A 13,335-nucleotide genomic window follows, 5' to 3' on the forward strand; every position below is an offset into this window, starting at 1 on the left:
AGTGAAACGATGCATCGCCGATGGTAGTGTGGGGTTTCCCCATGTGAGAGTAGGTCATCGTCAAGATCAAATTCCAAAACCCCTATCTGCGTACGCAGGTAGGGGTTTTGTTTTAGTAGAAGTCACCAATTTTCACTGGCACGTTAATGTTCTAACGGGCTGGTCACAGAATTTCTTGACGACCATAGAGCGTTGGAACCACCTGATCCCATCCCGAACTCAGCAGTGAAACGATGCATCGCCGATGGTAGTGTGGGGTTTCCCCATGTGAGAGTAGGTCATCGTCAAGATCAAATTCCGAAACCCCTGTCTGCTGACGCAGACAGGGGTTTTGTCGTTTCAGGTGTACTGAAAAGCCCGTTGCGGAGTCTCTCCACAACGGGCTTTTTCACATCCTACGCAAACAGTTTCAACACATTGTTCATCGCATCATCGGCAAAGCCCTGCACGAAATCCTTGAAGCCTGGCAGCGCCTCGGCGCCACCCTGCGCTGGTTCGGCAATGATGGTCCAGGTGGCTCGGGACTTGCCCGCATCCAGTGGTTCAACGCTCATCGCGGCCCACAGATTGGCCACACCCAGGGTGTTGTAGATAGTGGTCCAGGTCATGTGCCGTGCCTGGTCGTCCCGGGAGTTAAGCTGTTCGACCACCTGGTTACCGTCCTTGAAAAACTTTTTGCGTAGCGATGACACGCCTTCACCGGTCATTTCGATGTGCGACAGTGCCGGGATGAAGCGATCAAAACCGGAAAAGTCACCGACTACGGCCCATACCTGTGCAGCATCGGCGGGCACGTCCACCGAGGACACTATTTGGCAGCCTTGAGGGTTCTTGATCAGGGTATCGGGTTGCAGAGTACTCATGGTCTTGCTCCGTTGGGGTTGTGTCAGATGAAGTTGATTTCTTTGAGGTAATCGCAGCCGCGACGCAGCAACGCCGGGGACTTTTGCGGGTAGTGCGCACCCATGAGCCGTACGCCGGCCTGGGCGTTGTCGTGACCGATCATCGAGATGTCGCCGATGTCCTCCTCGAAGCCGTTGAGGTAGAACCCCAGCACGCCGAACAACGCGTTGTCGCTGTCGACGCGACTCAGCTGCTGCTGCCAGTCGGTGACACTGACCATCGCGAATTCGCGCCCCGCTTCGCGGAAGGACGCCACGTAGTTGTTCCAGCTCAGGGGCTCGGGGTTGTGCAGGTTGAACACCGCCTGTTCCGGTTGATAACGACTGGCGTGGAAGGCGATGAATCGGGCGAGAAAGTCCACCGGCATCAAGTCGAAGTTCAAGGCGAATTCCGGCACCTGGCCAAGCTGGATCGAGCCCTTGAGCATCAGCATCAGGCGATTCTTGTGCGGCTGGCACACGCCCGTGAGGCTGTTGAAGCTGATGTTGCCAGGGCGGTAGAGATTGACCCGGACCCCAAGCTCACGCGCCCGTTCGAGGATTCGCTCGCCGACCCATTTGGACAGGTTGTAGCCGTTCTTGATGTAGATGGGGGGTGTCGGTGCAGCCGGCAACTCAAGCACTCGGCCGTCGGCGGATATCGTGCTGGAGGCCGAGAGCGTCGAGACGAAATTGAAGATTTTTTTGCTGCGTCCTTCGCACAGGCGCAAACATTCGAAAATCGGCTCTACGTTGTCCCTCGCCAGCGACTCGTAATCGAGGACGTGATTGACGTTGGCCGCGTTGTGCACCAGTGCGCCAAACTCTCGATCCAGGCGCTGATAAACCTCTGCCGCCAAACCGAGTTCCGGCCGCGTGATGTCTGCCGCGTGAACCCGCACCCGGCTCATATCCAGATGCTCCAGACGGTTCTCCCGCAGCGCCAGGGCAAAGCGCTCATCCGCCGATTGCCCATCGCCGTCGCGAACCAGGCAGGCGACCTCGCTGGCCCCCCAGGCCAGCAATGCCTCGACGATGTGTACACCGACAAAACTGTTGGCGCCGGTGACGATCACCTTGTGCACGTCGCCCATGCGGCTGATGGGCAGCGGCTGAATATCCAGTTCGCGGAACGCATCGCGCAGCGCTTGCTCACTTAGCACTTCTTCGCTGCCGGAGCCGCGTACCAGTGTCGCCAGTTTTGCGATGGTGGGCAGTTCGATAAAGCGGTTGATCGAGATGCTGCGCCCGAACTCTTCACGCAGGCGCAGGAGCATGCGCGATAGCAGGATCGAGTGCCCGCCCAGATTGAAGAAGCTTTCGTCAGTGGGAATGTCGCTCGCCGGCAGCTCCAGCAACTCGGCCCAGATGTCCAGCAACAGGGCCTCATCGGCATTGACGGGCAGGCGTCGTGAAGGGCTATCGGTGACGGTCACCGGCAGCTCCAGAAGCGCCTTGCGATCGACCTTGCCACTACTGGCGTATGGCATGGCTGCCAGCTCGGTCCATGCAGCGGGGTGCATGTAGTCCGGCAGGTGTTGCGTTGCGTAGGCCTTCAGCGCCTGGCGAGCGGTGCCTGAGAGGTCTTCCCGGGGTTGGGCAAGGAACGCCAGAATCCGTCGCTGGCCATCAATGACCACGGCAACCTGGCGGTACAACCGGCTGTCGCGCAGGCAGCGCTCAATCTCTCCCGGCTCGACCCGGAAGCCGCGAATCTTCACCTGATTATCACGCCGACCGCACAGCTCGATCCCTTCGGCCGTCCACTTCGCCATGTCTCCGGTGCGATAGGCGTGCAGGGTCTGGCCATCAGGCAAGTTCAGGTCCAGATAACGCTCAGCGGTTTGCTGCGGGTTGTTCAGGTATCCCAGGCACACGCCCGGGCCGGCGATGTACAACTCACCGACGGTCTGTTCAGCCACCGGTTGAAAGTCATCATCGAGAATAAACACCTGACCATTGGCGATCGGCGCACCCAGCGAGTGGTTGTTGTCGCCTGCCTGAAGCCGCCGCGCGGTGATCAGCACCGTGGCTTCGGTGGGCCCGTAGAGGTTGTAGAGCTTGCCCTGACGGCTCAGTTGCTCGATGACCCACGGCTCGCAGACATCGCCGCCGGTCATCACACGGTCCAGGCACTGCAACTGCTCCAGCGGCAGGATGCTCAACAAGGCTGGCGGTAAAAAGGCGTGGCTCAGTTGCCGGTGACGAATCAGTTCCACCAGTTGCAGCGGATCGCGACGCTGGTCCTCGTCGGGCACGATCAGCTCGGCGCCTTGTAGCAGGGTCGGAAAGATGTCGATCAGTGATGAGTCGAAACTCAATGAAGAAAACTGCAGCACCCGGCTCTGGCAGGTCAACTGCACATAATCGGCATACCAGTGGGTGAAGTGCGCGAGGTTGGCCTGGCTGAGCAGCACGCCCTTGGGATGACCTGTGGTGCCTGAGGTGTAGAGCGCCATACAGGGCGCATCGAGGTCGGGGCGTTGCTGCATCAAGGGTTGAGTGAGGTCCACGTCGTGGTGGTCGATGCGCATAATGTCCAGCCCCGGCATCCCCCTCGCCAGGGGATGCTCGCCATCATGCAGCAGCAACACCGCACCGGCATTCGCAAGAATGTACTGCTGACGTTGCAGCGGATGACTTGGCTCCAGCGGCAGGTACACTGCGCCGCTGCCCAGGATCGCCAGGATTGCGGCATACAGCGCGCTGCATTTGGGCAGGCAGATCCCGACGACTACCGGGCCTTGGTGCTGATCCAGCAGCGGTCGCAATCGTTGCTGGATGGCGCGGCTGTGGGTGTGCAACTGGCGATAGTCGAGCGTTGTGCCGGCGATGCTCAAGGCCGGGCGGTCAGCACTCTGGATGCACTGTTGTTCCAGCCATTCGATCAATGGCGTTTGCGCGAGTTGCTGCAGCCGTGGGTTGGCGGTGGCATTGAGGCGATGCACGAACGCGAGATTGTCCAGGTACCGCAGGTTCTCGATGCGCTCGAAGCGGGCAGGCACGGCGGGTTCGGCGTGTCGAAAATAATCGGCATCCCGCGAGTAGCGGCTGACCAGCAGCGCCACCTGGTCAATCAGTGCTGTTATGGATCGCATACGCAACACCTGGTCGTTACCCGACGGCTCATCGGCAATGGGCAGGCGGGTCAGCAGCGTTGAGCCATGCCAGCACAACAGGTCCAGCGAAGGCAGGCCTGTCGTCTGCGGCAGGCCGAGCCCCAATTGCAATGTCAGCCGTGGTGCTTGAGCAGTGAACTGAAGCGACGTGCCATCGTCGATCACCAGATCCACAGGCCCCGGCATTTCGTCGAGTGCGGATATCCACGTCAGTGAGTGACCCTGTTGTTCGAGTTCCAGCGCCAGGCCGGTCATGGCCTGGCTTTGTCCGTGGAGCAATATGTCGAGACGTCTCATGGTGGGCTCCTCGTCAAACCAGGTAGTCGCTGAGGGCGGTTTGTACGCACGGCGATTCGAGCAGCGAACTGCTGTGGAAAAACCGCACAATGTTGACCACCAGCGGGTGATGACGATTGATCGGGAAGGCCAGTGCCGACATTTCGTTCTTGAGGGCATGGCGCGTCGCATCGTTGGTCTGCAGTGCGTCGATCAAGCGGAAGTCGAAGGATTTCTGGATGTCGTTGGTCAGGTAATGGCCGATGAACACCGGCAGGATCTGCGCGATGCAATGGCGGTCGTCTGCACTTGCGGTATGCCAGTAGATGCGTACCAACCGTGCCCAAAAACCGGAGTGGCGCCCCTCGTCCAGCAAGTGATCGGCCATCAGGCCCTTGATCGATTGCTTGACCGTGTCGTCCTTGGCGAACGCGGCGACATCACCGGTCACCGTGTTTTCGGCGATGGCCACGCAGATCAGTTCCACAGCGCTGCGCAGGTGCTCCGGTGCCAGCGCCATGGCCGCCGGTATCGCTCGGCTCAGCTCGATCTCATCCGGCAATTCAATGGGGGTGATGCCGGTCAGCGCGATGGTCTGCTGCATGAAATCCATCGCCACCAGTGCGTGGTAATCCTCGTCCACCACGACAGTCATGGCGTCGTAGCGACAGGCGAACGGGAACTCGACCGCGAAGCGATTCTTGGCGATGCTGCGGGCGGTCTTGTCGACGATCTCGGTTTCGAAAATCACCACATCGTTGATGAACTTGTAGAGCGTCTGCACCAGGGCAAAGTCGCGCAGCTGCGGACATTCGCGCAGAAAGGTTTCGCTCAACACCAGCGGTTGACGGCTCAAGGGGTAGATCAGTTTTTCGTCGTTCTCCAGCACGCGGCGTGGGCGAGTGCGGATGGTCGCGCGACGTTCCCAGGCGTCGGCGAAGGATTGGTAGTCGGCGGCGTTCATGCGCTCACCTCCACGACCGATTCGTTGATGCTCAGGCGCAATCCGTCCCACAGGGCAATACGACTTTCCACGGCAGCGATGGCGCTGGCATACACGTCTTCCTGCCGTTGCGGGTCGCCATCGACCAATCGCGCCAGGAGTGTTTCCGCTGCCGGGCCATGGTCTTCGGTATCGACTTCAATGTGCCGCTCGAGGTAGTAACGGAAGGTCGGCGCCTGCTCGGTGCCGATGCCCCAATCGTCGAGGATGCGCTGGAACATCTGCGGGATAACGCTCTCGCGACCGTGCAGAAACGCCGCCGCCACACTGTGGCCCGGCGCATGCAGTGCTGTGTGTAGCGTATGGCGAACGAAATGTGCGGCCGCCGGATCGACGTTGATGCACTGCAAGGCCACGTCGTAGCTCACGCCTTCCTGTTGCAGGGCCACGAAGCGTTCGATGGCAACGGTGCAGGCGCCGACTTCGCGCATTGCATCCAGATACAACTCAAAGTGGCTGTAATGACCCTGGGCCGGGCGATCATCCGACTCCTCACCCAGCACGATCTCGTTGATCAACCGAGCGGCCTGGGGATCCTGCGGCGGTAGCCAGGGCAGTCGCACGCAAGTCAGCTCCTGTTGCAGGCGCTTGGTCAGTGACATGAAGTCCCATACGGCAAACACGTGGGTTTCCATGAAGCGTCGCAGGACCGGCAGCGAATGTATTTCAGAGAAAATCGGGTGTTCGCCAAGTTTGGCCTTTATTTGAATCAGGCGTTCTTTAGTTGGTTTCATGGATGGGCCTGTAAGTGATCCGAGGTGAGAAGTAATCAAGTACTGAAGTTCGCTTCAAGTTTTTCAGGGCGAACGGGTGCCTCAAATGAATTGATCTTTTTTCAGTGCTGGATATGCCGTGTAACTTAGGCGTTGCTGTCGCTTGTGGTTGGCGGCGAAGAAAAACTAATACACATATAAGGTGTCAATCAAGTTGTTTTGTTATTATTTTGATATTCAACTTTTTCAAAGTTGATAAGTCCCAATAAAACTTTTCATATTGGTTTTATTTTGGCGTAGTTACTCCTTCCGGCTTATATAAGTCAGAATTGAATAAAGAGTGAATGCCTCACTCGAAGTAACTTCTTAGCGGGCGTCGTTGGGGGATGTCTGAGGGGGTGGAAGTGGATCGTGATTGTTGCCGATCCTTCCGTTCCCGTGATGAGGCTCCTTCCTTCGCTTCTGGGGATGGGGACTACGCCATTCGCACGGCACGTCCCCGGTTTTATTGTGTCCTGGGCACCCAGAGTGGGCGCAAATCGAGGCGGCTGCCAATACTGAGACAGCGTGCAATCGTTGCGATGATCAGGTTTGAAGGCGGCGAGGCGTTGGGGCGTGATATAGCGCCGCGAGGGGGGTGTGGTATGGGAGCAGGGGATTTGTAGTCAAACTATTCGTGGAGCACATTCGGGGAAATGTGCATCAGGCGAGGCGAACCCTTCGGTTCGCCTCGCCCGACTTTCTGCAGCGGGTTACCTGGACGTGTTTTTGGCCCGGACTTCAGGGCTGTTGAGGTAGCGCGTAATGACCTCGACGGCTCGGTTCAGGTGGTGTTCGAGCAGCTTCACGGAGCGTTCGACGTCCCGATCTTCGGCGGCCCGTAACAATGCCTGGTGGTCGTCCTGGGACAGTTTGCCCAGGCCCATGGCTTCCAGGTTGAAACGCAGGAACCGCTCTTCCTCGATCAGGCCGTCTTCGACCAGTCTCAACAGCCGGCGATTGGGTGCCCGGCTGTAAAGCACCATGTGGAACAGGCGGTTGAGCCGGCCGATTTCGGTGTAGTCGCTTTGCGTTTCGAGTTCGTCGATGTAACGGGCAGCCTGTTCGAGATCTTCGCCCTGGAGCAGCGGCACCGAGAGACGCAGGGCTTCGGATTCCAGCAGGATGCGCAACGCGTAGGTTTCCACGGCGTCGCCCTGGACCAGCGGCGCGACCACGGCTCCCTTGTGGGCAATCACGTTGAGCAACGATTGTGCTTCGAGCTGGCGCAAGGCTTCGCGTACGGGCATGCGGCTGACACCGAACAGATCGGCGAGGTCTTGCTGGCGCAGGGCCGCGCCGCAAGGAATGCGCCCGTCGAGTATGGCCGCGCGCAGGGTTTCTTCGATCACCGAGCGTGCCAGATGCGCGGGAATGGGCCCGTTGACCTTGATACTGCTGAGAGGGTTGGGCTTTTGTGTCACTAAACGCACCCTGAATGATGGAGTATTTTTTGGATCCAAATGACACTAGTAACTGCCTGACGGCTTGTCAAACAAGCAAACGAGTGCCTTTCTTGCAGTTTAGCGCGCCGCCAATGATCTCACCGTGCCATTGTCTTTTTCCGGTCTAACCTTCACCATTCGAACGACTCCCTCCTGCCTACCCAGGATGCCTCGCATTGGCGGCAAGTTTAACGATCCCCCGGATTTTACGCTGGCTGTGCAGCGCATTGCTGCTGGCGGGCGTGATGTTGGGCAGTTTGAGTGCCGATTGGGATTTTTCCCTGATCAGCCAGCGGGCGCAGGCATTGTACGGACCTTTGGGAGAAGGTCAGCAACGCATTAATGATTGGCAATTCTTGTTGGCCAGTCAGAAGCAGATCGGCGAGTTGGAACAACTAAACGTGGTCAATCGCTTCTTCAACAAACAGCTTCGATATGTCGAAGACATCGATCTGTGGCATGAAGTCGACTACTGGGAAACCCCGATCGAAGCCCTCTGGAAAGGCGCCGGCGACTGTGAAGACTACGCTATTGCCAAGTACTTCAGCTTGCGTCACCTCGGTGTAGCCAGTGAAAAGCTGCGTATTACTTACGTCAAGGCACTGACCCAGAACCGCGCGCACATGGTGCTGACCTATTACTCGAGTCCGGAAGCCGAGCCCCTGGTGCTCGATAGCCTGATTGATGCAATCAAGCCGGCCACCCAGCGAAAGGATTTGCTGCCGGTCTACTCTTTCAATGCTGAAGGGTTGTGGCTACCGGGTACCAAGGGCAACAAAAAGGTCGGCGATACCAAGCGTCTGTCGCGCTGGCAGGATGTGTTGAAGAAAATGCAGGCCGAAGGATTCCCGGTCGAGACGACTAACTAGGAGCAGGTGCTCAGATGTCTTTGTTCAAACAGCTGTTGATTGCTATCTGTCTGTTCCTGGTGGTCGCCTTCACCGGCAGTTTCATGGTCAGTCTGGAGAGCTCGCGCACTCAGTACGTCAACCAGTTGCGTTCCCATGCCCAGGACGCGGCGACGGCGCTGGCGCTTTCCCTGACACCGAATATCGACGACCCGGCGATGGTCGAGTTGCTGGTCAGCTCGATTTTCGACAGCGGTTACTACGCGAGCATCCGCGTGGTCGATCTGAAGACCGATCAGGCCCTGGTTGAGCGCACGGGCATTCCGGCGGTCAACAACGTTCCGGACTGGTTCGTCAAACTGATCGGCCTGGAGCCCGCCGGCGGTGATGCGATCGTCAGCCGCGGCTGGGAGCAGGCTGCCCGGGTCGAGGTGGTCAGCCACCCGATGTTCGCGCTGGCCAAGTTGTGGCAAAGCGCATTGGGCAGCCTGAGCTGGTTGCTGCTATGTGGCGCGGTCAGTGCGGTACTCGGCGCGCTGTTGCTGCGTCAGCAATTAAGACCACTGGATTACATGGTCAAGCAATCCCACGCCATCGCCCGCCGGGAATTTCTCAGCTTGCCGGAGCTGCCGCGCACCCCCGAACTTCGCCGGGTTGTGCAGGCCATGAACCAGATGGTCGAGAAGCTCAAGGCGCTGTTTCAGGAGCAGGCCGAGCGCAGTGAAAAACTACGGGTCGAGTCCTATCAGGACTCGTTGACCGGGTTGGCCAACCGGCGTTATTTCGAGATGCAACTGAATGCGCGGGTGAGCAACCCGGAGCAGGCCAGTTCCGGTTACCTGCTGCTATTGCGGGTCAAGGATCTGGCCGGCCTCAACCAGCGTCTCGGTGGCCAGCGCACCGATGACGTGCTCAAAGCGGTCGGCGAGCAACTGTCTCGCGAGTGCGCCAAATATCCGGAAACCCAGAACCTCGTCACTCGTATCCGCGGTGGCGAATTTGCCGTGCTGGCGCCGGGGTTGGTGCGCGAAGAAGCGCTGCAACTGGCACAAAACCTCGACAGCGCCTTGGCCAGTCTGCACGCCACCGGGGCCACTGATGTGGCTGCCGTGGCGTCTATCGGCCTGACGCCTTTTGCTCACGGCGACTCGCCGCAAACCGTGCTCAGCCTCGCTGATCAGGCGCTGGCGCAGGCCGAAGGCCAGGGCGAGCAGAACTGGGCCTGTATCGAACACAGCCTCTCGGCCAATGTCGGCGACGATCACCACGCCTGGCATCGCATGCTCGACCAGGCGCTGACACAGCGGCGCTTCGAGCTGTATTTCCAGCCGGTCGTGGCTGCCCAGGACACGCAACTGGTACTGCATTACAAAGTGTTGTCGCGACTGCTCGACGAGCACGGCCAGACCATCCCCGCCGGGCGTTTTCTGCCTTGGCTGGAGCGCTTCGGCTGGACGGCGCGTCTGGATCGGCTGATGCTCGAACGGGTGTTGGAGCAAATGAGCGGGCATGAGGAGTCGCTGGCGCTGAATCTGTCGTCGGCTACCTTGGGCGACCTGCAGGCGCAAAACAAAATCTTCGAGATACTGCGTGCGCATTCCAACTTCGGCCCGCGTCTGACCCTGGAGATTGGCGAAGAGCAACTGCCTGACCAGGTGGTGCTGGAGCAGTTGACCCGGCGCCTGCGCGAACTCGGCTTCTCACTGAGCCTGCAACGTTTTGGCGGACGCTTCAGCATGATCGGCAACCTGGCACGGCTGGGGCTGGCGTACCTGAAGATCGATGGCAGCTACATACGTTCGATTGATCTGGAGAGTGACAAACGCCTGTTCATCGAGGCGATCCAGCGAGCGGCGCACAGCATCGATTTACCGCTGATTGCCGAGCGGGTCGAGACTGAAGGGGAGTTGTCGGTGATTCGCGAGATGGGGTTATACGGTGTGCAGGGCCAGTTGTTCGGCGAGCCCAAGCCCTGGGGCTGATTTGATCGCTCCCACGCAGGGCGTGGGAGTGATCGGAGGGGTGCATCAGATCAGCCCGGTCTCTTCATCATCGATCAATTGGCTCAAGCCGCCCAAGGCTTCACGGGCCTGGTTCCGGTCCATGAGTTTGGCCTGGGCCGCCGTTGGCAGGTCGGTGACGCGGATCACGCCTTTCTGGGTCAGCACCTGAATCAAGTCATCGAGTACCCGGATCATTTCCAGGTCACTTTGCTTGAGCTGTTTGAGGCTGTTCTCCACTGCCGCGTTGGCAAACCAGGTCTGGATCTCATGATTGTCGGCCGGCAGCGTTTCCGTGGCCTCGGCATAGGCGGCGGGTTCCACACGTACCAACAGGCCCTGCGCATCGCGTTGCACGTAAAACATTGAGCATCCCTCAGAATTGAACCAGCGTCGTGCTGTCAGCAGCATAGGTCAACTGCGCGCCAGTATGTGGCGCAGCGACGAAATCGTCACCGGGCAGTGGACGCAAACGTGATGGCCGCCCCATAAGGAGCGGCCGTTTTCATGCCTCAGCTGTTGTTGTGATCGATTTTGATGGTCGGGTCGCTACCGGCAATCAGGTTGTGCAGGTTGGCGCTTGACCAGTTATTGCCTTCCAGCTTGATCGTCACGTCCGGCGTGGCGGCTGCGGCGTTGCCCGAGTTGAACTGGCCGGTCGAGCTGACTTGCAGCGACGACACGCCATCGACCGTGGTGATTTTCAGGAAGTTGTCGATGGTGCTGCCGGTTTCGCCCTGCAACAGATCGCGCAGGTCGATCCGGTCACCTTCGCTGGCCTTGAAGTCCTTGATCACGTCGCTGCCGGTGTCGCCCGCTTTCCAGACGAAGGTGTCACCACCGGAACCACCGATCAGGATGTCGTTGCCCTGTCCGCCCATCAACGTGTCGTTGCCGGTGCCGCCGAGCAGGATGTCATTGCCCTTGCCACCGTCGAGGGTGTCGCTACCGCCCGAGCCGAACAGGATGTCATTGCCTGCACCACCCAGCAGAGTGTCGTTGCCGTCATGGGCACCGGACACATCGAACGCGGTGTAATGCTCGGTGATGTACTGGTGCACGTTGCTGGTGGTGACTTTGCTGACGTCCACGCCGGATTGCTGCGCCACGAAGGCTTGCATCGCCTGGTAACCCTCGCCGGCAATGCCGTTGAAGCTCACCAGGTCGCCGAACAGGAGGTCGTTGCCGTCGCCACCACTGACGGTGTCGTTGCCCGGCATTGTCGCCTCGGTGTGGCCAATGATCGAGTTGGCCAGATCCTTCGGATCGATGTTGGTTTGCGGCGTGGTATCGGAGTCGTACGGCTTCAGGTCGTTGAGGCTCACGTCGCTGTTAAGGCCAATGGCCTCGACATTCGACAGCTTGCTCAGCAGTGTGAAACTGCTGGTGGAGTTGCTGGTGGTGTTCCCGTCGGTGCTGTTGCCGTCGCCGTTACGACCCGAGAACTCGTAGGTGCCGTCACCTTGGGCATGCAGATAGCCGAAGTCCTTGTATGACCAGTTATCTCCGTTGCCGTTGCCATTGCCATTGCCGTTGCCATTGCCGTTGCCGTTGCCGTTGCCGTTGCCATTGCCATTGTTGCCGTTGCCGCTATAGGTCCAGACCGTCACTTGGCCAGAGGCGCTAATGTCGATCTGGTGCGTGCTGTCGGGGACCAGGCTGATCGCTTTACCCAGCTGATAGTTGCTGGTGGTGATCAGGCTATCGAGTGTTGTGCTGCCATACAGGGTCGGGTTGGTCGACTCGCCGCTCTGGTAGTAAGTCGGCTTGCCGTCAGTAATGAAATACGTGAGATTCTTCGCCCCGGTATTGTTCAAGGCGCTCGCACTCTGGAACCAGTTGGCCGTGGTTTTGAACACGTCCTCGTAGTTGGTGCCGCCGCCGGACGACATCGAGTCCAGAGTCGCCTTCAACTGAGTCAGCGCATTCGAGTCATTGAGGTTCACCGACACCGACTTGTTCACCTGGGTGTCGAAGTCCACCAGGAAGATGTTCACCGTACCCGAGTTGCTGCCCAGGCTTTGCTTGAGGGTGTTGAACACCGACGTCAGCGAGTCCTTGGCCGAGTTGATCGACGACGAACTCATACTGCCGGAGCTGTCGACCATGAACGCGATGTTGTAGTTGGTGCCTGGCACCACGGTCAGGCCGCCGATGTCGGCGACGATGATGTCATTGCCGTCAGTGCCGGTGACGGTGTCATTGGCCGCCGTGGCAGTGACGGCGTTGTAGACCGCTGGGTTGATCGTGATCGGTATCTGCGTCGTATTGCTGGCCGAATCACCCTGGCTTTCGGTCGAGACTGCCATAACTGTCAGCGTGTCGGTGCCGGTGGCGTACGGTGCCGGGGTGTAGCTCAACTTGCTCACATCCCACCCGCTGAGGTTGACGACGCCGTTACCGGTTGTGCCGATAAAGGTGTGCGTGCCATCGGTCAGGGTCGCACCCGCCGGGATGCCGCCGATCGAGGTGATGGTCTGGGTTTCAGAGCCATCAGTGTCCGCTGACGTTACCTTCAAGCCCAACGCGATGCTGCTGTTCTCGGCCACCTGAGTCGTGGTGGCGGACACGCTCGGTGTATCCGCGACCGCGGTCACACTGATGTCCAGCGTGGTGCTTGAACCGGTATTGGTGGTGTAGGTCACCGTCGGAACCTTGCCACTCCAATTGTCGGCAGGAGTAAAGCTGTAGTCACCGTTGGCACCGAGCGTCAGCTTGCCCACGTTTGCGATGGTGGCAGTACCCCCCGCGCTGTACTCGATGCCACCAATAGTGAACTTGGTCACGCTGAGAACGTTGTCCACATCGCGGTCATTGGTCAGAACGTTACCGGCGGCGATATTGTCCTCAAGAGTGGTTTTGAGGTCAGCAGCCAGCACGCTCGGGTCATCGACTGGCGTGACGCTGATGTTCAGGGTCGAGGTAACGTTGGGTCCCAAACCGTCGGTGACGGTGTAGGTGACGGTCGGCACCGTGCCGTTGTAGTTGGCGGTCGGGGTGAAGGTGTAGGC

General features: G+C 59.2%; 9 protein-coding genes and 1 rRNA gene. 3 read left to right on the forward strand and 7 right to left on the reverse strand.

Annotated features, from left to right (window positions below; genetic code table 11):
• Nucleotides 1-174: 174 nt before the first annotated feature.
• Nucleotides 175-290: ribosomal RNA gene (gene rrf, locus PMI31_RS25250) — 5S ribosomal RNA — on the forward strand.
• A gap of 105 nt (nucleotides 291-395) precedes the next feature.
• Here the strand turns inward: rrf and PMI31_RS25255 are convergent.
• The 5 genes from PMI31_RS25255 to PMI31_RS25275 all read right to left on the reverse strand — a co-directional run bounded on the left by PMI31_RS25255 (nucleotide 396) and on the right by PMI31_RS25275 (nucleotide 7,455).
• Nucleotides 396-863 (reverse strand): SRPBCC family protein, encoded by a 468-nt coding sequence (locus tag PMI31_RS25255; protein ID WP_008022170.1) that lies wholly within the window; start codon nucleotides 861-863, stop codon nucleotides 396-398.
• 23 nt (nucleotides 864-886) lie between these two features.
• Nucleotides 887-4,297, reverse strand: a complete 3,411-nt coding sequence (locus PMI31_RS25260) for a non-ribosomal peptide synthetase (RefSeq protein ID WP_008022171.1) — start codon at nucleotides 4,295-4,297, stop codon at nucleotides 887-889.
• Between the two features lie 13 nt (nucleotides 4,298-4,310).
• Complete coding sequence (locus tag PMI31_RS25265) at nucleotides 4,311-5,240, reverse strand: diiron oxygenase (RefSeq protein WP_008022174.1); 930 nt, start codon at nucleotides 5,238-5,240, stop codon at nucleotides 4,311-4,313.
• A complete protein-coding gene (locus PMI31_RS25270) occupies nucleotides 5,237-6,013 on the reverse strand; it encodes a DUF3050 domain-containing protein (RefSeq protein WP_008022176.1) in 777 nt (258 codons plus the stop codon). Before PMI31_RS25270 ends, PMI31_RS25265 begins: the two co-directional genes overlap by 4 nt.
• 731 nt (nucleotides 6,014-6,744) lie before the next feature.
• On the reverse strand, nucleotides 6,745-7,455 hold the full coding sequence (locus PMI31_RS25275; protein WP_008022177.1) for a GntR family transcriptional regulator: 711 nt from the start codon (nucleotides 7,453-7,455) through the stop codon (nucleotides 6,745-6,747).
• Between the two features lie 197 nt (nucleotides 7,456-7,652).
• On the opposite strand from PMI31_RS25275, the gene lapG reads away from it, so the two are divergent.
• Together lapG and lapD are read left to right on the forward strand one after the other, a co-directional pair.
• Nucleotides 7,653-8,345: a cysteine protease LapG gene (lapG, locus tag PMI31_RS25280; protein ID WP_008022180.1), complete on the forward strand. Its 693-nt coding sequence runs from the start codon at nucleotides 7,653-7,655 to the stop codon at nucleotides 8,343-8,345.
• Nucleotides 8,346-8,359: 14 nt separating this feature from the next.
• Nucleotides 8,360-10,306, forward strand: a complete 1,947-nt coding sequence (gene lapD / locus PMI31_RS25285) for a cyclic di-GMP receptor LapD (protein ID WP_008022181.1) — start codon at nucleotides 8,360-8,362, stop codon at nucleotides 10,304-10,306.
• A gap of 45 nt (nucleotides 10,307-10,351) precedes the next feature.
• Here the strand turns inward: lapD and PMI31_RS25290 are convergent, their stop codons facing one another.
• Both PMI31_RS25290 and PMI31_RS25295 read right to left on the reverse strand, forming a co-directional pair.
• Nucleotides 10,352-10,690, reverse strand: a complete 339-nt coding sequence (locus PMI31_RS25290; RefSeq protein WP_008022183.1) for a hypothetical protein — start codon at nucleotides 10,688-10,690, stop codon at nucleotides 10,352-10,354.
• 146 nt (nucleotides 10,691-10,836) lie between these two features.
• The coding region (locus tag PMI31_RS25295) for a type I secretion C-terminal target domain-containing protein (RefSeq protein WP_008022187.1) at nucleotides 10,837-13,335 on the reverse strand (2,499 nt) is incomplete at its 5' end.

The organism is Pseudomonas sp. GM55 (genome assembly GCF_000282395.1).
Classification (GTDB): domain Bacteria; phylum Pseudomonadota; class Gammaproteobacteria; order Pseudomonadales; family Pseudomonadaceae; genus Aquipseudomonas; species Aquipseudomonas fluorescens_CC.